17 protein-coding genes are annotated in these 20,471 nt (G+C 68.0%); 12 read left to right on the top strand and 5 right to left on the bottom strand.

The window, feature by feature from the left end; genetic code table 11:
- The first annotated feature begins 42 nt into the window (after positions 1 to 42).
- Positions 43 to 2,820 (top strand): C48 family peptidase, encoded by a 2,778-nt coding sequence (locus tag K8556_RS19475; protein ID WP_223741575.1) that lies wholly within the window; start codon positions 43 to 45, stop codon positions 2,818 to 2,820.
- Between the two features lie 204 nt (positions 2,821 to 3,024).
- Positions 3,025 to 3,390 (top strand): HNH endonuclease, encoded by a 366-nt coding sequence (locus K8556_RS19470; RefSeq protein ID WP_223741574.1) that lies wholly within the window; start codon positions 3,025 to 3,027, stop codon positions 3,388 to 3,390.
- Between the two features lie 223 nt (positions 3,391 to 3,613).
- Here the strand turns inward: K8556_RS19470 and K8556_RS19465 are convergent, their stop codons facing one another.
- Positions 3,614 to 4,591 carry a hypothetical protein gene (locus tag K8556_RS19465; protein WP_223741573.1) on the bottom strand — a complete coding sequence of 326 codons (978 nt, stop codon included), beginning with the start codon at positions 4,589 to 4,591 and terminating at the stop codon, positions 3,614 to 3,616.
- Positions 4,592 to 4,771: 180 nt separating this feature from the next.
- Entirely contained in the window at positions 4,772 to 5,128 is a 357-nt protein-coding gene (locus K8556_RS19460) for a GatB/YqeY domain-containing protein (RefSeq protein ID WP_223741572.1), read from the bottom strand.
- Positions 5,129 to 5,467: 339 nt separating this feature from the next.
- Between K8556_RS19460 and K8556_RS19455 the strand changes: the two genes are divergently transcribed.
- From K8556_RS19455 to K8556_RS19435, 5 genes are all read left to right on the top strand, one after another.
- Positions 5,468 to 6,595, top strand: a complete 1,128-nt coding sequence (locus tag K8556_RS19455; protein ID WP_223741571.1) for a CotH kinase family protein — start codon at positions 5,468 to 5,470, stop codon at positions 6,593 to 6,595.
- A 106-nt stretch (positions 6,596 to 6,701) separates the two neighbouring features.
- The gene (locus K8556_RS19450) at positions 6,702 to 7,211 is read left to right on the top strand and encodes a hypothetical protein (protein ID WP_223741570.1); all 510 of its coding nucleotides are present in this window, start codon (positions 6,702 to 6,704) and stop codon (positions 7,209 to 7,211) included.
- Between the two features lie 144 nt (positions 7,212 to 7,355).
- On the top strand, positions 7,356 to 8,753 hold the full coding sequence (locus K8556_RS19445) for a chloride channel protein (RefSeq protein WP_223741569.1): 1,398 nt from the start codon (positions 7,356 to 7,358) through the stop codon (positions 8,751 to 8,753).
- A gap of 94 nt (positions 8,754 to 8,847) precedes the next feature.
- Positions 8,848 to 9,963: a sterol desaturase family protein gene (locus K8556_RS19440; protein WP_223741711.1), complete on the top strand. Its 1,116-nt coding sequence runs from the start codon at positions 8,848 to 8,850 to the stop codon at positions 9,961 to 9,963.
- 198 nt (positions 9,964 to 10,161) lie between these two features.
- Complete coding sequence (locus K8556_RS19435) at positions 10,162 to 13,059, top strand: hypothetical protein (RefSeq protein ID WP_223741568.1); 2,898 nt, start codon at positions 10,162 to 10,164, stop codon at positions 13,057 to 13,059.
- A gap of 25 nt (positions 13,060 to 13,084) precedes the next feature.
- Here the strand turns inward: K8556_RS19435 and K8556_RS19430 are convergent, their stop codons facing one another.
- From K8556_RS19430 to K8556_RS19420, 3 genes are all read right to left on the bottom strand, one after another.
- Positions 13,085 to 13,354 (bottom strand): hypothetical protein, encoded by a 270-nt coding sequence (locus K8556_RS19430; protein ID WP_223741567.1) that lies wholly within the window; start codon positions 13,352 to 13,354, stop codon positions 13,085 to 13,087.
- A gap of 30 nt (positions 13,355 to 13,384) precedes the next feature.
- On the bottom strand, positions 13,385 to 13,630 hold the full coding sequence (locus tag K8556_RS19425; protein ID WP_223741566.1) for a hypothetical protein: 246 nt from the start codon (positions 13,628 to 13,630) through the stop codon (positions 13,385 to 13,387).
- Between the two features lie 159 nt (positions 13,631 to 13,789).
- Positions 13,790 to 15,319 (bottom strand): hypothetical protein, encoded by a 1,530-nt coding sequence (locus K8556_RS19420; RefSeq protein ID WP_223741565.1) that lies wholly within the window; start codon positions 15,317 to 15,319, stop codon positions 13,790 to 13,792.
- Positions 15,320 to 15,780: 461 nt separating this feature from the next.
- On the opposite strand from K8556_RS19420, the gene K8556_RS39810 reads away from it, so the two are divergent.
- The 5 genes from K8556_RS39810 to K8556_RS19395 all read left to right on the top strand — a co-directional run bounded on the left by K8556_RS39810 (position 15,781) and on the right by K8556_RS19395 (position 20,467).
- Positions 15,781 to 16,383: a LuxR C-terminal-related transcriptional regulator gene (locus tag K8556_RS39810; protein WP_370639943.1), complete on the top strand. Its 603-nt coding sequence runs from the start codon at positions 15,781 to 15,783 to the stop codon at positions 16,381 to 16,383.
- Positions 16,384 to 16,539: 156 nt separating this feature from the next.
- Entirely contained in the window at positions 16,540 to 17,568 is a 1,029-nt protein-coding gene (locus K8556_RS19410; protein WP_223741563.1) for a hypothetical protein, read from the top strand.
- Between the two features lie 3 nt (positions 17,569 to 17,571).
- Positions 17,572 to 17,847 carry a hypothetical protein gene (locus tag K8556_RS19405; RefSeq protein WP_223741562.1) on the top strand — a complete coding sequence of 92 codons (276 nt, stop codon included), beginning with the start codon at positions 17,572 to 17,574 and terminating at the stop codon, positions 17,845 to 17,847.
- Positions 17,848 to 17,859: 12 nt separating this feature from the next.
- The gene (locus K8556_RS19400; RefSeq protein WP_223741561.1) at positions 17,860 to 19,962 is read left to right on the top strand and encodes a phage tail sheath C-terminal domain-containing protein; all 2,103 of its coding nucleotides are present in this window, start codon (positions 17,860 to 17,862) and stop codon (positions 19,960 to 19,962) included.
- A gap of 34 nt (positions 19,963 to 19,996) precedes the next feature.
- Positions 19,997 to 20,467, top strand: a complete 471-nt coding sequence (locus K8556_RS19395; RefSeq protein WP_223741560.1) for a phage tail protein — start codon at positions 19,997 to 19,999, stop codon at positions 20,465 to 20,467.
- Positions 20,468 to 20,471: the final 4 nt, after the last annotated feature.

The following is a 20,471-nucleotide window of genomic DNA, read 5'->3' as shown; positions in this document are numbered from 1 at the left end:
ACAGACCTGGTGGATTTCCGCTCACGACAAGGATGGCTTCGCATGGAATGGCATGTGGAAGTGGATCCCCAGAGCGGCACGGCCCGGATCCGCTACGATCTGGAGTGGCTGCTCGCGGTCATGTCCGTGTCCGCCACTTCGATGGTGCCGTTCACGTTCTTCTCCGTGGGCAAGGCGAAGGGCCGGAGCTTCCCATCCCGGTCCTATCCGCGCTCCGACACCCCGGGCTTCATCCTGGGCAAGGGCGGGCTGGATTCCGCCTCGCGCGCGGGTGGCCGCCACCATGTCAACGGGGCTAGCGTCTTCGAGCTCTGCGAGCTCTTCGCGCCAGGGACCAAGGACCTGGAGATTCCGCTCAGCGACATCGCGATCCAGTCCAAGCGCGCCGTCTGCGTGGAGGTGCTCCGGACCTACAAAGGCAAGAACTTCCGGCTCAGCGGAGGCACTCCGCACAGGGACAGCCGGACCCCGGACTGGCAGATCCACGGCTACCCGATGCTCTGCATCATCGGCGGGCCGAGCAAGGTCTTCCCGAAGGACCAGGGAGAATGGCGGGCGCTCCAGTGTGTCTTCGGCGCGGTGCTGACCCAGGAGCTTCGCGCCCGGGCGCTGGGCATCGAGGTCGTCTCACGGGAAGGGTTCGGTTCGGTGTTCCCGACGCTCGCGGACCTCCCGGACGGAATCCGGCTCGACCCGGGGCTGCTGCCGCCCGACAAGGGAGCGGCGGCCATCGCCGCGGCGCTCACGGTCACCGACCAGTTCATCACCGAGATGCGGAAGCTGAAGGTGCCCGAGGCCATTGGCACCTTGAACGGCTACACCGCCTTGGCCCTCGAAGCCGTCGACCGCCTGATGGCCGTCTTGCATGACCACGCCCTGAATACGCCCCGGGCCAACGCCAGCACCTACGCGGCGGCCGTCGCCAGGTACACCGGCCGCCCGGCCGAGTGCGCGCTGCCCCCGGTCAAGGCCACCATCGCCTACGAGTTCCCCGGCGTGCTGCCCCTAGCCAAGGGCCCCAAGATGAAGCGCCTCCTCGAGTCCGAGGAGTCCGGCTACGGCTCTGGGTCCGAATACGAGGACGAGGCCCCACCGACACCGAAGAAGCACGACACGAGCGACGGTGACGAGGAGGTCGCGACCCCGGAGGGCTTCACCGTCAAGAAGATCTCCGTGCTCTCCGGCATGGCCGCGCTCCGGATGGCCACGTTCTACGGGATGCACTATTCCAAGGCCTTGTTCAGCGCCAGCGGGAGCCTGAAGGACAGCGGATTGTCAGGCACGCAGTTGCTCAACGCCTGGGCTCCGTACTTCGAGCTGGACCACGAGCCGATTTATCAAGGAATCGTCTCCAAGAATGGCGTGCGGATGCTGGTCATGGACGGCGCGCCGAATCCCATCAACATCCCGAGTGAGGCCATTCCGAACCAGAAGCGACTGGGCGCCGTCGTCATCGACACGACCAACAACACCTCCAGCGAGAAGGCGGAGTATCTGGCCTTCTTCCAGGCGCTCCTGGAGCAAGCCCCGGAGCCCAAGAAGCCCGGGGGCTTGCTGTTCATGGTCGACAGCGCCAGCAAGCACCCCACGGGCGGAGACCTGGTTCACGGCGTCATGCGGGTGTGTGGCACCCGCGTGTCGGTCCGGGCGTTCTTCAACAGCTTTCTCAAGCCCCACCTGACCCTCATGAGCAACAGCGCCTACGGTCTGACGGTGCTGGATGAAAACGAGACGCTCGCGCGGCGAGCGATGCTCGAGAACCGGCTGGTGATGCGAAACGGAGACCTCTTCCGGACAGGCGGCAATGCCAGCCCCGGGGGCTCCGAGCTTGGCGGCTCCAACCTCGGCGGCGCCGAGGAGGCGGTGCTCCCCCGGCCCATCATGGACCTCCCGCTGCTGGCCCGCCGGAACCTGGGCAAGGTGAGGCGGGTCGCGCTCCGCGCGCTCCAAGCGCAGGCTCCCGCCGACGGCTCGAAGAAGAAGGTCCCGTCAGCCAGCGCCGAGGCGTGGGCGGAGCCACGCAAGCAGCAGGATGTGTCTTCGTTGAAGAAGGAATTCGAGGCGCTGGGGTCGTTCGAGGCCCCGTCGCAAGAGGCCCCGAACCTCCAGGCCCCCGGGTACTATTACGAGGAGGACGACATCTACAACCTCCAGCGGTATCTGCTCAGGAACCAGGCGAACGTCGCCGTCCTGCCAGGGGTCAGCGGTCCGCAATGGCGGCAGATGGGCCGCGCCGCGTACACCACCGGCGTGAACCCGGCGATCACCACGGACACGGAGATCATCATCCAGCCGCTCAACCGGGGCGGCAATCACTGGGCCCTGCTCTACATCACGCTGGGCGAGCCCGAGCCGTTCGGGGGCCGCCGCGTAAGGCTGCTCTATCTGGACCCGCTGCACCCCGACGACATCCCTGTCGAGGACCTCCGCCTGCTGCAGTTGCCCTTCCCGGGAATCGAAGTCGAGCACTGCACCCTCCAGTATCAGGATGACAACGACGGAGCGCTCTTGAGGGGCCAGGACAGTTGCGGCGCCTGGGTCGTCCATCTGGCGGTGCACCTGGTGCTCAACGGCCATGTGCTGCCGCCCGTCAGCGAGAATCGCAGGGCCGCCGCGCTGCAGTTGCGACAGAACCACAATGCGGACATCGCGGCGGCCCGGGCCCTGGCCCTGCCGGTCGCCCCCGGGGACGTCCGGCTGCACGTGCTCGAACCGCGCGGAGGGCCCGCCCTGAGGCGGAGCGCCAGCTTGGGGAGCCTGCCGTCGTTGGCGTCGGAGCTCCAGGGCGGCAAGAAGAAGCCCTCCAGCTTCGAGTCCTGAGGAGCTTCACCCGGCGCTTGCGCTGGGTGTCTCAGCTTCAGGTGTCAGGGAAGTTGTCGCGTCGGCTGACGCTCCTGTCCCTGATAGATGGGTGAGCCCTACCGGTGCGATGGGCTTCGCGACGTGGCGTCAGTGCGATGGCGTTCTTGCGGCAGCGAACGGCATGAAGTGAACTTGGCCCCGGCTTCGATTGATGGGGGAACCATGGCAGGGAAGCTGAAAACCCGGATCAACTCCAGCGGCTACAAACAGTTTTGGGACGCGGACCAAGGGCGTTGGGTCTTCACACACCGCCGTGTCGCTGAGAAGAAGATCGGACGTGAGCCCCTTCCCGGAGAACATGTCCACCACATCAACGGTGACAAGGAGGACAACCGCTCTCGGAATCTTGTCGTGCTCAAGGACAGCGTCCACGACCGGGTTCACCACGACGATCCCGATGCCTGCTTTCGCTGCGGACGGTCAGGCCACTGGGCTGAGGACTGCTATGCGAAGACGGACTTCGAGGGAGACACCATCGACGAGGATGAGGACTGGGTCGATGACGACGACGACGACGACGACGACTGACCGGAGACCCTGTCAGACGTGGCCCCCCCTGCGGACTCTTCTCCATGGCGATGTCTCGCTCCCGTGAGGCCGGGCGACAACCCGGCCTCGTTTTCGGTGGTGCTCACCGGGGAGCGTTACGTCGCCTTTCGTTTTTCCACCCCCTCTGTGACTACCTCTCGGCACGTCAGCCGAGGCGACAACTTCCCTGACACAGGGGGCACGAGTCGAGTCCAAGCTCTATCTATCTGAATATGGCGCCGAGCAAGTCCAGATTGCCGCCAACCCCGAACGTGAAGTTCATGAATCTTCGCGTTGATTCGGGCTGCTCAGACTGCCCGTCGGCAGCCAGCACCGCAGGCTCGGTGTAGCTTGACGCCGTCAAGCCGAGCAACACGGTCACATATGCGTTTGGCACAAACGCCACTCCCACCGACCCGGTGGGATTCACCTTGCGCTTGAGTTCTGGCCCCACAGCCGTCGGCTGGATGCTTGCGTCATAATCCGATGGCTTCCCCAGATACAGCCCCACCCGTGTCCAGCCACATTTCCCCTTGAGAGACGGGTCAGGATCCCAGATTTTACTCCTGGCTATTTCGTAGATTTCGTCGTTCGCAGCCTGTTTCACTTCTTGTTCCGAGCTGTTGAGCCTCCTCTGGAGGTCTGGCGAAGCCGCGACCCTCGCGCGTGCTTGGGCCCGCTCAATCGCCGCAGCCGTTGCAGCCGCCTCGTCTCGTCCGATGTAGTTCGAGGCACAGTAGGTCGCCAGGCTGTCACCGATAAACCAGAACGCCGGCACGAGCACGAGGTATGGCATCGTCGTGATATTGAGGCTCTTCTGCTTTGCGTCCTTGCCCGCAGGGCCAGGTGAGCGTGACTGCGCTACGACTGCGAAGCCTGCGGTGACTCCGTACCTGATGAGCTTGTTGGCGCGAGCGTCGTTCAGTTGGTCTTCAGCGGATTTGGCTGCGGCGATTGCGGTTGTCTTCTGGACCTCCGCTGTCTCAACCTTCGCGTCTGCCGCCTCGACTCTCGCCGCTGCTGCTTCAACTTTCGCCTCTGCAGCCTCGGTCTTCGCTGCCGCGGATTCAAGCTGGGCTTCAACTGCTTCAGACTGTTGAGTTGATATCGACGGCGCGTCAGTGGCGGCCTGTTTGGCGGCATTGGCAGCACATGCGAACATTGCCACACAGACCGCAACACCAATAACTGCCTGCTTCATCTCGCTCCCCCATGGCAAGAACTCAGACTACGACAAGCAGCATGTGCCAGATTTCATTTTCTTGACAGATGGGTTCGGACGAACCCGCCTGAATTCAAATTGTTCTGGGAAAGAGGCATTTCGCGACAGAAATCGCTACCAACCCCATCCAGCATCGTCGTCGACGACGACTGACCGCGCTCAAAGCGCCAGAAGCACCTCCACTTGCGCCTGGAGCGTTCGGGCCTCTTCGTGCTTGCCGAGTCGGGTGTAGAGCGCCACCGCGTCGCGACGCTCCTGGAGCTCGCGCTGGACAAGGGCCTCCACCGCCTCCGGCGACAACAGCAACCGGGCCACCTCTCCACTTCCGAGCCCCCCCGCGCTGCCGGCGATGTCGCCACCAACCGGCCGTGGAGCGACGCTCACGTCGGGTGCCTCGGCATTGTCGATGGCCGCGAGTGTCTCCCGCAGCACCGCCGAGGCGGGCACGTTTCGGGTGCGCAGGGCCTCCTTCAGCGAGGCACGCAACGTCGCCTTCCATTCAGTCACGGTCTTCATGTGTCCACGTTAGAGGACCTTCACCCGAACGAACACGGCCTTCATTCCACTCGCAGGGGACACGTGTCTCGGACCCGGAGACAGGGTCCGCCGCTGCCTCAAGAGCGATATGGAGGCGAACGCGTGACTCGCGTCCCTGCGTGGAGGACGGGCATGAGACGAGCAAGGCGAGGGTCACCGCACGTCGCCACGGCCCTGCTGATGCTGGCAGTGGCCGCGTCAGGCTGCTGGCCCCAGGGTCCCTGGGGCCCACCCATTCCCGAATGCACCGGTCAGGGGGGCGGCGCTCGCGAAGCGCGATTCGATCCACGCGGCTACGTCGAGGAGGATGGGCTGCCGGTGCTCCACCTCTACATGGCGGACTCGCTGCCGGATGACGACAACTACCAGGCGGCGCGCGTCTTCTATCGCGGGCGCTGCCACGTCGCCCGGGCCCGATATCGCGGCGCGACGTCCAGCGACTTCCCCAAGCGCAGCTTCACGCTCGACTTCTCCGGCGGGCAGACCTTCGACGAGCCCCTGCTCGCGGAGGGCTTCTCCGGCAGGCGAAAGGTGGTGTTGATCAGCCCCTTCAATGACAGCTCATACCTCCGCGCGAGGCTGGGCTTCACCTTGTGGAGCCTCATGTCCCCCGGCCACCTCCAGGTAAAGACCTTCAGCGCGGTCGTCTATCTGAACGGTCGCTATCACGGGCTCTACACGGTGGCGGACCACGTCGACCGTCATTCCCTTTCCGCGCAGGGGATGGATGCCCGGGGAGAGCTCTTCAAGGCCGTGGACCCCGACGCCAACTTCTCCTCGAGGGACGCGTCCGGCAGGCCCAAGTCCTCACTGCGTCTGGGCTACGAGAAGAAGGAGGGTGAGCCCAAGGAGGGCCATGGAGCCTACGCCAGCATCGAGCAGCTCACCGCCTTCGTGGCGGACAGCCCCGCGGAGCGCTTTGGCGCGGAGCACGGCGCCTGGATGCAGGCGGAGGACTACGAGGACTGGTGGATCTTCGCCCACCTGGCGGCCCTGTCCGACTCGGTGACGAAGAACGCCTACCACTTCCGTGCGCAAGGTCCGTCGCGGCGCTGGCGCTACATCCCCTGGGACCTGGACGCGAGCTTCGGGCAGAGCTGGGACACCACGCGCCAGGCCCCGGACGAGCTGGACTCCTTCACGGAGGAGAACCGCCTGTTCGCCCGGATGCTGGAAGACCCCACCCTCCGCCAACGCCTCCGCGAGCGCCTCCATACGCTCATCCACACCTCCCTCCACCGCGACGTCGTCCAGGGGCTCATCGACACCTATGCGGCCGAGCTCGACCGCGCGGCACGAAAGGATGAAGCCCACTGGGGGGAGGCCCATCGCCACTTCCCGCGATGGAACCAGCGCACGGACATCCTCGGCTTCGAGGACGAGGTGAACTACCTCCACGACTGGGTGGATGCCCACTGGACGTGCCTGGAGGCGGAGTTCCGCTGACGACGGGCACGGGGGCCGGCATCGCGGCGGCATGCGCGGATTCACACCGCGCCGGGCCCGAGCGTCTCCCTCCGCGACACCTTCGTGTCACAGGAGGATTCACGCCATGCCGCTGAAGTTCATCTCTCGCACCAACGTCATCAAGCTCTTCCCCAAGCTCGGGTCCCACCCGAAGCTGTTCTCCCCCCAGCAGGGCGGGCAGTGCTACTTCGACCACATGCAGGTGGTGAAGCTGCTCAGCGACATCGAGAAGCCCAAGCTGGATGTGTACTCGTTTGGCCGGCTGGAGACGGCCAGGCTCGTCAAGCACCTCAAGGAGAAGGGGCCGCTGCTGCTGAGCGCGGAGGGCATCACCCTGCCCAGCTCCCGGTACACCGGCATGCACACCGTGGCGCTGCTGGGGGTCACGAAGTCCGAGTCCACCCAGAAGGAGGTCATCATCATCATGGACCGGGATGACACCCTGCCCCGGGACCAGGACAGGCTCTGCTACGAGATCGACCCCGAGGAGCTGACCCACAAGGCGGTCCCGTACACCGACGACGAGACGGGCAACTCCCTGGAGATGTACCAGGTGCCCGTCAAGCGGACGCCGGAGCTCTGCACCATCCTGTGAGAGCCCCGCGGGCCCGCTTCCCTCCCCCCGAAGCGGGCTCGCGGCACCGTCCAGGTGCGCCCTGACGCGCGCCGTACGTGAGCGCGCCACGAGTCGAGGCCGCGGCCATTTACTTTGTCCTCAAACGACGCACCCTCCCGCTCCATGGCTGGTCGTCGCGAACCCCTGGATGAAGAACAGCGCGCCCTTCACGACTCCTGGGACACGGTGCTCCGCACGGTGGGCCGGGTGGTGCTGAGCGCGGTGCTCATCTGGGGGGTGTGCTCGGCGCTGCGGTATGGCGTCCATGCCACCAGCGACGCGCTGCTGGCGTTCGCCTCCGGGCGGAGCGTCTGGTGGGCGCCGCTGGTGCTCGCGGGCGTGCTGCTGCTGGGCGGGCTGCTGCGAGGGGTCCTCAACCGCCAGCCCGGCTGGAGCGACGTGGCCTCGGACGGGGTGGATGTCGCGCTCCACAACTACCACGTCACCTACGAGGACTCGGCGGACGACCCGCGCCCGCGCTACTCGCGGCCCGCGCTCCGGCTGGCCTTGCGCAAGGCGGCGGCCACGCTGCTGACGCTGGGCACCGGCGCGTCAGGCGGGCTGGAGGGACCGGTGGTGCTGGTGGGCGAGTCCCTGGGCGCGGGCGTGGCCCGACTGACGCGCGCCCGCTCCGAGCACACGCTGCGCACCTGCCAGCTCGCGGGCATCGCCGCGGCGGTGGGGACGCTGCTCAACGCGCCGTTCGCCGCCGCGCTCTTCGCGCTGGAGGTCGTCTACGGCAACCGCATCGTGTACCGGAAGCTGGCGTATTGCCTGCTGGCGGGGATCGTCACGTACGCGCTCAACAACCGCTTCCTCGGCTTCAAGCCCATCTTCGTGGCGCCGCCGCACGCGCACACGTACACGCTGGGGGAGTACGGGCTCACCGCGCTGGTGGCCGTGGCGGTGTCCGCGCCCATCGCGCTGCTGTTCGGCCTGTCGATGAAGCACACGCGCAAGGTGGTGGAGCGAGCCAGCCCCCTGCTGCGCGGCGCCACGGGCGCGCTGTGCACGGTGCTGGTGGCCGGGGGCCTCTTCTACGGCGTGGGCATGGACTTCCGGCACGTGCTGGGCATGGGCGAGTACACCATCGCGCAACTGCTCACGGGCACGTCGGGGACCCTGTCGCTGTGGTGGTACCTGCTGCTCATCGTGGGCGGAAAGCTGCTCACGACCAGCTTCACGGTTCAGTCGGGCGGCTCGGCGGGCATGCTCATTCCCTCCATGGTGCTGGGGGGCGTCTCGGGCGCGGCCACGGCGCAGCTCCTCGCGACGGTGACGGGCACGGGGCCGGCGGACGTCACGGTGTTCGTGGTGGTCGGCATCGCCTCCGCCCTGGTGGCGGTGGTGGGCGTGCCCCTGGCGGCCATCGCGCTGGTGCTGGAGGTGTTCGGCTCCGCCTATGGACCGCCCGCCGTCCTCGCGTGCTGCGTCACCTACGTGCTGACCCTGCGGCTGTCCGTCTACAACGAACAACGCCGCGTACAGGCGGTGGCGGCGGAGCCCGCCGCGGCGGCCTGAGCGGCGAGCGCGGCCCCCTGGCGGAGCCGGCTCCAGCCCCGGGTCGTGTAGGCTCAGGCCTCGCCGCACTCCTTCTGGATGGTCCTCCTTGGAAATGCTTCTTGCTCCCGCCCGGCGCATCGACCTGGGCAAGCGCGCCGGTGTCACGGGCGGGTTGTTGGGTGTGCTCTGCGTGGTCGCGGAGTTCTGCTTCCTGTTCCCCCACGTCCTCGTGTCCAACGACGGACGGGCCTTCTACGTGGAGCACCTGGACGTCTTCCGGGGCATCCTCCAGGTGTCCATCGTCGTCACCTTCCTGCTGGGCACCTTCAGCGTGTTGACCCTGCGCTCCAAGGCGCACGGCGGCATCGCCATGCTGCTGGCGATGGTGGCGCTGCTCCTGGGAGGCAGTGAGGCGGAGCCCCTGACGCACACGCCTCGCGCGATGAGCGCGGGGCTGGACTTCTTCGCGCTGGACCTGCTGGTGCTCGGGCTGGTGTTCATCCCCATGGAGCGGCTGTGGGGGCTGCACGAGCAGAAGATCTTCCGCGCCGGCTGGCAGACCGACCTCAAGCACTTCTTCGTCAGCCACGTGGGCGTGCAGCTCATCTCCTTCGCGGTGCTCATCCCCGTGCAGGTGTTCCTCTCCTGGGCCGTGAAGCTCGACTTCCAGGCGCACGTGGCCGCGCAGCCCATCTGGCTGCAGTTCTTCGAAATCCTGCTGGTCATCGACCTGGTGAGCTACTGGGTGCACCGGGCCTTCCACACCGTCGGGTGGATGTGGAACTTCCACGCCATCCACCACTCGCCGCTGCAGATGGACTGGCTGGCCAGCTCGCGCAGCCACCTGGTGGACACCCTGGTCAACCGCCTGGCGGGCTTCGTGCCGGTGTTCCTCCTGGGCTTCCACCCGTCCGCCATCTACGGCTACCTCGTCTTCGTGTCCTTCCACGCGGTGTACATCCACGCCAACGTCAACCACCGCTGGCCGTACCTGCGCTGGATCTTCGCGACGCCGGAGTTCCACCACTGGCACCACACGTCGGATGAAGAAGGCATCGACAAGAACTTCGCCGTCTTCCTGTCGTTCATCGACGTCATCTTCGGCACCGCGCACATGCCGGACCACTGGCCATCCAAGTACGGGACCACGCAGTTCCAGCCGCCGGAGACGTACCTGGGACAACTGGCGTACCCGTTCCAGCGGCACAAGGAGACGCCCTACGGGTAGCCCGCGAGGGCCCGGGGACACGCCTGTCGCTCCGGACACGCGGAGCGCGGCCCCATGGGTTCCAGCCGCGCGCCTACCTGTCGCGGCGGGTGGGTCGCCACCTGGGTGCGAAGCGCCCGCGAACGCCTGGCCGGAGAGTGGCCGTTCCAGGCCCGGGGCCCTTGGCCGGAGCCGCGCGGGTCGCGTCTACTGGCGGACATGCCCATCCTGCTCGCGGCGGACACCGGCGTCCGGCCCCTGACCTCCTCCTCCGCGCTGACATGGCTTCAGGGCGCGGGGCTCCAGCTCCCGGACCACGTCGACGAGGACGGCCTCGACCTCTTCGTGGAGACGCGAACCAAGGTCTACAGGGAGACCGAAGGACAGGCTTTCATTGGAGACCTGGAGGCCTTCCTCCAGGTCCGCATGAGCATCCGGCTCGCCCTGCGCAACCTGACTGCCTACGAGGAGCACCTGGAGGCGCAGCAGGTGACGTCCGGACTGGTCCGCGAGCTGCTCGGCGTGAAGAGCGCCAAGAAGCTCGATGGGGAGCTCCAGGAGCACGTCGAGCGCGTGGTGAACGAGCTGCTGGACGAGGAGCTGGACTACGTCGAGGAGTGCCGCGCCTCCCTGCACGCGCAGCTCGACTGGCACAGCTCCGGGACCGTGGACAAGGGCGCCCCCACGTCCAGGGTCCTTGAGAAGGCGCTCACCGCGTTGAACAAGAACACCGCGAAGGACGAGGCCAAGCTTCGCTATTACGAGCCCATGCGGGCCCTGTTGATGGGCCGCGGCTTCGTCGTCTCTCCGCCCGGCACGCCGCTGGGGGCCATCTTCCCCGCCAGCGACTGGGTGCGCGACATCCAGTTGCCGGGCCTGTTCGAGCGGCGCGCGAAGGCCCTCACCGACGAGCTCGTCCAGCGCTACCAGTTGCTCGGCGACGACCGCAGCGCGCTCACGCGCATGCTCAAGCCACCGCCCGTCCCGCCGGGCAAGCAGAGCGCGGACAACCTCTGGAAGGCCATCCTGCAGGCCTTCGTGTCCGCCGTGGGCTGCCTGTGCGTGTCGTGGACGCGGCACGAAGAAGGAGGGAGGACGGTCTACGTCCCCGTCCTGGGGCTCTCCGGTGTCGTCCAGGAGGCGCCCAATGAGCGCTACTTCAGCAAGTACTGCCGGCACCTCGCCCTGCCCACCTGGGAGCCGGATCCGGCGGTGGACGTCGGCAAGGCCGAGCTGCCCGAGCTGGAGAAGGAAGTCGAGACCGCGCGAGAAAAGGTCAAGAAGAAGGCCGCGGAGCTCTCGAAGCTGGGGCTCATGGGGAAGAAGCCGCGAAAGCCCAAGGACGAGGACGAGCGGTCACTGCTGTCGGAGTACGCCCGGCTCGACGCCGACCGGAATGACGTGGTGGCGCGCAAGGACACCGCCTTGAAGAAGCTCAATGAGGAGCTCGCCAAGGAGGCCGTCCAGTTGGGCCTCTGGGTCAACTACGATGAGATGATCCGCCGTACGAACCTCGCGGCGGTGGGCTACCGGGCCCGGGAGCTGCTCCGGCTGCGCAAGCCCGCCCGGCAGGCCCTGCTCAGCTACGTCTCGTTCCGGGAGAACAAGGCCCACGAGTCGCTGATCATCGAAGGGCACCCGGTGCCCACGCTGAAGGACCGCGCGGTCGGCGTCGATTTGTGGATCTGCGGCTGGCACTCGCTCAACTGCGCGGAGCCGGCGGCGCTCATGACCGCCTCTTCCTTCTTCTGCGAAGGGACGGACGTGGTGGTGTGCTTCCCCTACGAGGGGCTTCAGGACACCGGCCCGTTCCGCAACCGCCCGAAGGAGACCTGCGCCTGGTGCGCCTCCGTCGAGCTCGGCTTCCGCAGCCTGAGCCGCAACCCCGGTCAGGTGGACGCCAGCAAGCAGTCTGGCCAATGGCTGACGCAGCTCACCATCCACACCCTCGCCGAACCGTCGCGCGCGCTGCCCTCGGAGGCGGAGTTCGACGCCTTCGATGACACCAACCCCGTCGCCGTCTCCACGCGCAGGACGCTCTCCGGGACGCTCGCCGGCTTCGGCCTGAGCCTGGTGAAGAACAACAACCTGGATGACCGCGCCTACAGCGATGTCGTCGAGACCAAGATTGGCCGCGTGCGTTCGATGTATCACATGCTCGGCCTGCTCGACCCGCTGGTGATCGCGCTGGACCGCCCGCTGTTCGGGCGGTCCAAGAGCAAGGGGCCGGGTTCGTCCATTTCGTCGGGCAGGGGCCGAAGGCCGCGCCCGTCCCAGCCGCCCAGCAAGGACAAGGACAAGGACAAGGGCACCTCATCGAAGGTCGGCGCGTGGTCCAAGAAGGCGGAGGCCCAGGTCCGGTACCTGGCCGCGGCGAAGCTCTACAACGCGGACGTGCATCGGAACTACGCGCTGACCGAGAACCCGGGAGGCGGCGACTGCATGTATTACGCCTTCGCGGACGGGTTGCGGCGGAACGCTCGCGTCCCCGGCCCCACGCCCTTCGGCGGTGAGCGGACCGCCGAGGCGATGACCCTGCGTGAGAACGCCGCCGAGATGACCGCGCGGCTCATCCAGCGCGGCGTGGGTATCTCACCGGGGATGTTCCGGGACATGGCGCCCAGCGGAGAGACGCTGCAGACGCTCGCGCTCGCCAGCGAGAGCATGGATCAGCTCCGGCTGGACGCCTGGGCGGAGGTCCGGCTGCGGCGGGCGCTGGGGCCCGATTTCGTGTTCAGAGACACCGACCCGAGGTATCCGCAGTTCGTGGCGCTGGCGGAGTCCTTTGTCATCGCCGCCATCAACAGGGATGGGGTCCTGCGCGCGAGGCTGAACGCGCTCGCCGAGGCCTATGAGGCCGGCCAGCGCCGCAGGAGGCAGTGGGCCGGGGACCTCGACTTCCGCGGCCTCGTGCTCTCCAACCGGGTGAACCTGCGGATGCATTACGTCGACGCCTCGGACACCGGCATCCAGAACCGCAACGGCCACCGGGTGGACACCTACAACTTCCAGGAGCTCTGGAGGCAATACTTCGGCACGGACGTGATGCCCTCGGGCGTCACCATCGACATCTTCCACGTGAACGACAACCACTACGTCTTCGGGCGTCGCCTGTAGGTGAAGTCGCCCCGGTCCGGGCGCGTCACCCCTCGACGATGAACGTGGTGGAGTCCACGCCGGTGTTGCCGGTGACGGGGTCGTACGCGGTCACCGTGACTTCGTATGCGCCCTGCTGCTGCACGGAGAGCTCCGCCTCGAAGGTGCTGGTCTTCCGCCGCGGCTCGGCGATGTCCAGGGTGGCCGTGAACTTCGCGGAGGCCTCATCCGCGAGCGGCGCGCCCCGTACCTGGGGCTGCTTCATCAGCGTCTGGGTGTTGCCCGTCGAGCCGGCGGTGACGCCGTCTGCCAGCACCTGGCCGGTCTGCCCGTCCCGGAGCGAAGGTCAGGGTGTCTTGTACTCCAGCGCCAGCAGCGCCTTCCGTTGCTCCGGCTCCAGCCGTTCAATGGCATAGCGCAGGGTGTCCCGCTGCATCCCGGAGATGTTCTCCTGGATGAACGCCACCACCGCCTCCCGGAAGCGGTCCAGCAGTGACTCGTCGAACGAGCGCCCGACCGCCTTGCGGACCACGGCGAACCCCAGGAGCACCTCCTCGTGGTGGGTCGCCTGGGCGAGCAGTTCCTCGGTCACCGCCAGACGGTCCTCGGGTGAAAGGCCCCGCTCCTGGAGGAACGCATCGGCGATGGGCCGTCCGGGCGATAGGACATGAGCACTGGAGCCCGAAGAAGAAGCCTGGCAACCCCTAATGGATTGCCAGGCTCTTTCACCCTGGGGGCGGAGGGGACCGACTCACGTCCTCCGGGCTGGGAAGGGATAGATGAAGTGCGGCACGACGTCGCCCCGGTGCCGGACGTACAGCGGCCCCCAGGCGGGGTTCCGGTCGTGCATCTGTTTGAGCATGCGGACCATCCGGTCGAAGATCTTGCGCACGTCGGCCTGCTCGCTCAGGCCGGCGACGACGCCGGCCGCGACGACGTGCGCGGCGTAGATTCCGGTCGAGAGTTCCTCCGTGAGGTTGCCCACGCCCGTCGCGAGCCGGCGCCTCAGTTGCTGCACCCGCTGCTCGTCGTGGTTCCGCCAGTTCTGGATCCACGCGAGCGACTGCCCTTCGAGCGCCTTCGCGCGATGGGTCATGATGGCGTCCGCGACCAGGTCCGCCGACAGGCGCGCCTGCTCGGGCGTCACGCGCTGGCTGCCCAGCCGGAGCTCCGCGGGGTCCAGGTCCTTGTCCACCTCGTCGAAGATGACCTGGGCCCAGGCCTCCGCCTGGCTGAAGCGCAGACGCTTCACGGCACTCCCGGCGAGGTAGCCCCGGACAATGTCGGCGGGGTGTGGATCCGACGAGCCCCCCACGTTGCTCAGGCGCCCGGTCCCGCCGAACGCGGTGTCCAGCCCCCGGAAGTACCCGATGATCCCGATGCCCGCGGCAGGCCCCATGTTGAGGATGCCGAGCACGTCCGAGGCCGCCTCGTCGATGCGCCGGGCCCAGTAGCCCGCCAGGGCGGAGAGGCCCTGCTTCTGGAGGCGGTCGTAGACCGCGGTGGACAGCTCCTGCGCGAGCCCGGTGTCGGCGTGGAGGATGTCGTGCCCACCGACCTCGTGTCCGAGCGCGGCCCACGCGAGCAGGCCCGCGCGGCCCTGCGAGGGCGGGAGGTTGACGATGCCGCACTCCAGCCCCAGGACGGAGAAGGCCACGTCCACCGGCCACGTGTACGGCCCGGAGTCCGGGTTCCCCCACTTCACCAGCGGCGCGAGGGTGCCCTGGTCCGGGGGATGAACGCCCCGGCGATCCTCCGCGCCGAGGAAGCCGTCGTACAGGTCGCTGACCACCTCCTCGAACGCATCCGTGGCGATGCGCTGGTACCCCTCCCCGTTCTGGAGGATGGCGTGTGCCGCGTCCATCAGGAGCCCGGCCCCGGACACACGCCGAGGGTCACGCACCAGCGTGTCGGCGAACCCCTGGGGCCCAAGCTCGTCCAACGTCTTCAGGTAGGGCACGAGGACCGCGTCGCGGTAGAGCGGAGGCAGTGTGGCCCGCGCCGCCTCGAGCCGGCCGCGCAGTTGGTGATAGTCGGTGGGCTCTGGAGGGCCCGGGTCCGTGTCCTGCGCCGCCAGCGCCACCTCGCGGATGCAGGCAGGCAGGTTCCGGATGTCCACGGCCGGCGCCGTCGCACCGGGGCCTCGCGCCGAGGCCTCCGCGACAGGTGACTCCTCCAGGAGGGCCGTCTCCGTCTGACGCCCCCGAACACGCTTCGCGGCGGTGCGCGGCAGGCTGCCCCCTCCCCGCCGGACCTTCCGAGTGACTCCTTGCCTCGCCATGCGGACCTCCCCTGTGTCGCAACGGAAGGTGCGCCGGGCACTCGCACGGGCCCATGGGCTGGCGGGGTACGCGGGATGGTGGCAGCGCGCCACTGCCCGGGACTTCGGGCCGGGACAGGGAGGCTGGAGAGCGCCCCGCGCAAGGCGTCCCGACCTGATGGGTTGGACCCAGCGCAAGGACTCATGGACCTGCCGCCCCCTCAACCAGGGCCCCGCTTCCGCCTATCGTCCGTTTCCACCGTAGGTCTCTTCTGTGAACACAGACTGAACCACGCCAGAAAACACACCCGCCGCTTTATTTACGGAGTCAGACGGGTGCGTAGACTTCACGGCCAGAGGAGTGCTGGTCGCTCCGGGGAGTCAGTCCTTGGGGGGCAACAGTGACGCGAAGTCCACCGGATGTGCGTTGGTTCGTACCGGAGGAAGGCGACGTCCCAGATCATCCGCTCCGGGTGGCTGTCGTGACGGATGTCGCGCTCTACCGTGACGCGCTGACGCGCTGGCTACAGCTCGAACAATCGATGCAGCTCGTGGGCGAGGCCTCCTCGCTGGAGTCGGCGGTCGAGCTGACGCGACGCCACCAGCCCTCCGTGGTGGTGGTCGACATGTCGACGCACGACGCCGTGGGGCTGTTGCGGGGGCTGCGTGCCGCCGCGCCAGAGGTGAAGCTGATGGCCTTCGCCATCACCGAGCACGCGGAGGAGCTGACGGCCTGCGCGGAAGCGGGCGTCAACGGCTTCGTGACTCGAGATGCCTCGCCAGCGCAGTTGGTCTCCGCGGTCCAATCCACCGCCAGGGGCGAGCTGCTCTGCTCGCCGAAGATGGCGGCGGTCCTCTTCGAGCGCCTGGGCCGGCTGTCACGGCGCCAGCCGGAGAGCTCCGAGTCCATTCCCTTCAGTGAGCGCGAGCGGGAGATTGGAACCCTTCTCGCCGAGGGATTGGCCAACAAGGAGATCGCCCTGCGGCTGCGCATCGAGGTGGCGACGGTGAAGAACCACGTCCACCGGCTCCTCACCAAGCTGCGAGTCACCAGCCGCGCCGAGGCCGCCGCCTACTTCCGCTGATCCGCCCGCGGGGGATTCAACCCGGATTCAATCCGTGATGAATCCAGGGTCTCCACCTCGGGCTCAGCGCGAGACTCCAGCCCCGGGGTTTGGATCCCCGGATGGATCCCCGCCGCGCTGGCAGCTCGCGCTCACGACGTCTCTAATCCGACGTCGATGGCGCACCTTCTCGTCGAGCCCATGGACACCGCCGCCGCCTGGAGCGCGCTCGCGCCCGACGGCGTGACGCCCTCGACGGAGCTGTCGATCGCCGACGAAACGACGCAGGTGCGCCCGGGCACGGACGGCCACAGCGGGCGAATCACCGCCAGCGCCACCGCCGCGGGGCATCTGCTGCGAAGGACCCTCGGTGCCCCGGTGGACCTCACGCCGTACCGCGAGCTGCGGCTGTGGTTGAACGCCAGCCGCGTGGCGACAGGCGCGCCGGCGCAGCCCTTCTTCCTGGAACTCCGGCTCGGCAGCGTGGCGCTCCCGGCGGACGCCGCCTCCAACACCTGGAATCGCTTCCTGCCCGTCGCCCAGGCCTCGACGTGGGAGTTGCACCGGCTGTCCCTGGACGACCTGGCGCCCGCGACGCGCTCCGCCGTGGTGACGCTCCAGCTCCGGTGCGTCGCGGAGGGGCCGTTCACCTGCTGCCTCGATGACGTCCTCGCGGTCCGCGACGAGATGGTGTTCGACGTGGAGGCCGCGCTCCTGGAGCGCCTCCACAACGTGCTGGTGGTGGAGGGCTCGCCCGTCCCCGCGGAGGTGCACTCCCCAGACGTGGCGCCCCCAGCGAAGCCCTACCTGCGCGTCACCCCACTCGGCATCGAGCCCTCCGACGCGCGGACACCGTCGACGACGGTGCGCTCCGACTTCTCCTCGACCGGCTTCCGCACCCGGCCCGCGGGCTTCGCGTATGACCTCTGGTATCAGGTGGAGGCCTTCGCCAGCTCGCGGGCGGACGAGGCGCGGCTGCTCGACTTCGCCCTGCAACGCCTGCCGCCTCGCGGCGACCTCCTCGTCAACGGCGCGCCCATCCCGTTGGAGATGCGGACGCTGCCGGCCACCGAGCTCATCGGTGGGAGCCGCGGCGAGCGCGTCGGCCTCGTCTACCGCGTCCTCGCCCGGAACGACTCGCTGCCGGCCACCGGCACGCGCGGCGTGAGCAACGTCCTCGTCGGCGTGGAACCGAAGGTGGCCTGAACCATGACCCGAGCCCCAGCGGAGTTTGTCGTCGTCAGCCTGCGCGACCAGCCGACCGAGCTCCACCTGTCGGATGGCTCGGTGGCCTTCCTCGAGCCCCGCGGGACGCGGTCCCTGGCGGCGGCGGTGCGGGACTCGCCCCAGTTGCTCGAGCTGGAGCGTCAGCGCGCCGTGCGCGTGAAGCCTGCCGCGAACGCGGCCAGGCCGCTCCCGGACGCATCCGACGACGACGCACTTCCCAGGCCCCGTAGCAGGTCGAAACGAACCAGGACGGAGTGAGGACGACGAACCATGGCCTACAACATCGGTCTCAACATCGTTGAGGTGGATGGCTCCGCGACGCCCGCCATCGTGGGCGCCGCCACCTCGGTGGCGGCGTTCAACATCATCACCCGCCGGGGCGTTCCGAACCGCGCCATCCGCATCACCAGCTACCCCGACTTCGAGCAGCGCTTCGGCGGCTACTTCCCCGGAGGGTACGGCGCGTACCTGATCAAGGGCTTCTTCGACAACGGCGGGCAGACCGCCTACGTGAACCGGGTCATTGCCTCGGACGCCTCCACGGGGACGGCGCCCGCCGCCCTCACCCTGGACGACGCCGCCTCCAATGACACCCTCACCCTGGAGGGTGGCTTCCGCGGTGAGGAGGATCCGGGAAGCTGGGGAGACGACCTGTACGTGCGCGTCACCCCGCGCTCCTCGGCCCAGACGTCCGTCCGCGAGACGGCGCCCGCCACCACCTCGGGCAGCGCGCTCACCCCACCGGTGAACATGGGGACGTTCCCTGCCCTGTCGGTGAACGTCGACGGCGAGGCCAGCCCCACGCAGATCACCTTCCAGGCCTCCGACTTCGCCAATCCCGCCGCGGCCACGCTGACGGAGCTCCGCGACGCCATCAACCGCCGCACGTCCAAGCTGGTGGCCTCCCTCAGCGGCAACCAGCTCGTCCTCACCTCCACGGGCCAGGTGGCGCGCATCCAGAAGTCGTTCACCCGTCTCCAGGTCACCACCGCCAACCCGACGCTGGGCTTCGCGGCAATGGCCAGCCCCGTGACGGGCACGGCGGCGGCCCGGACGACCACCGGCACCACCCTGGCGGAGGTCTCCTCCCTCGTGGTGGGCGACGCCCTGCGCGTCTCGGACGGGACGAACACCGCGCTGGTGAAGCTGATGTCCGTCAACGAGCTCACCGGCGCCGTCACCTGGGCCCCGGCCATCGCCGGCATCGCGACCTACGACGCCGTCCTGCTGCGCGTCTCCAAGGTGGAGTTCGACCTGGGCATCGCGCGGGGTGGCGGAGACGCCGACCACCTGGTGGAGACCTGGACCGGCCTCTCCATGGAGACGGACGTCCCCAACCACGTGGAGAAGGTGCTCAATGATCCGCTGCGCGGCTCGCGCTACCTCGTCGCCACCGACGCGGGCAGCCCGGCCACGGTGGGCGCGGACCTTCCGGTCACCAGTGGCTTCGTGCGCCTCAACCCGGGGCGCGACGGGACGCCCACGACCCAGGACTTCATCGGCGGCGCGACGAAGAAGACCGGCCTCTACGCCTTCGACTCCTTCGACGTGCAACTGGTGACGACCGAGCGCACGGACGCCGCCATCCTGGCCGCAGGCCTCGCCTACTGCGCCAACCGCGGCGACTGCATGTACGTGGGCGCCGTCCCGGAGGCCACCATCCAGGCGGACCTCTCCAGCGCCCTCAGCTACGGCCAGGCCTTCCAGGGCAAGAAGGTCTACGGCGCGCTCTACGGGCCGTGGATCATCGTGCAGGACCCCATTGGCACGGGCGCCAGCCCGCTGAAGAAGATTCCGCCCGTCGGCCACGTCATGGGCGTCTTCGCGCGCACCGAGACCGCTCGCGGCATCTGGAAGGCGCCCGCTGGCGACGAGGCCAACCTCTCCGGCGCGCTGGACGTCGAGTACCGGCTGAGCGACGCCGAGAACACCGACCTGGTGAAGAACGGCAGCATCAACGGCATCCGCGCCGTGCCCCGCGCCGGCATCGTGGTGGACGCCTCGCGCACGCTCTCCACCGATACGCGCTGGCTCTACGTGAACGTGCGGCTGTTGTTCAACTACGTGAAGAGCAGCCTCAAGCAGGGCCTGCGCTGGGTGCGCCAGGAGCCCAACCGCGACGGACTCTGGAACGCCATCCGCATCGGCACCGTGACGCCCTTCCTGATGAGCCTGTGGCGCCAGGGCGCCTTCGGTACCGGGACGCCGCAGCAGGTCTTCACGGTCATCTGCGACGCCACCAACAACCCTCCGAGCGAGGTGGACCAGGGCAACCTGAACGTCGAGGTCTACTTCTATCCGTCCAAGCCCGCCGAGACGATCGTCGTCAAGGTCGGCCAGCAGCCGAGCGGAGCCACCGCGGCCGAGGCGTGAGCCCGCCCGTTCCCTTCCGCCAGAGGAGCAAGCCATGCCGAAAGTCGGAGACATCTGGGAGAGCTACCGGGCCAACGAGTTCGTGCTGAAGATCGACGGGACGGAGAGTCCCGGCGTCAGCAAGATCTCCGGCCTGTCCGAGGGCGAGCTGGAGACCATCGAGCAGCCGGATGGTGGCTCCAACCACGTCTACAAGATCGCCGCCGCGAAGGTGAAGTTCGAGTCCCTCACCATCGAGCGCTACGTCGACGGAAGTCCCGAGGACAAGCGCTTCATGGACTGGTTCAGGCAGACGTTCAAGCTCAACTCCCGCACCCAGGGGGGCTCCACCGTCCGCAAGAACGGGATGATCGAGAAGCGGCACAACGGCGAGACCGTGATGACGTTCGCCTTCTTCAACGCCTGGGTGAAGTCGTCGAAGTTCACCGACCTCGAGGCCGGCACCACCAACCTCATGAAGCAGACCATCGTCCTCGAGCACGAGGGGCTCGAGCGCGCTGACTAGCCAG

Source organism: Corallococcus sp. AS-1-12 (assembly GCF_020036995.1).
In the GTDB taxonomy this organism is placed as follows: domain Bacteria; phylum Myxococcota; class Myxococcia; order Myxococcales; family Myxococcaceae; genus Corallococcus.
Note: the sequence above shows the minus strand (reverse complement) of the source record. Positions and strands in the feature narration are given on the sequence as shown.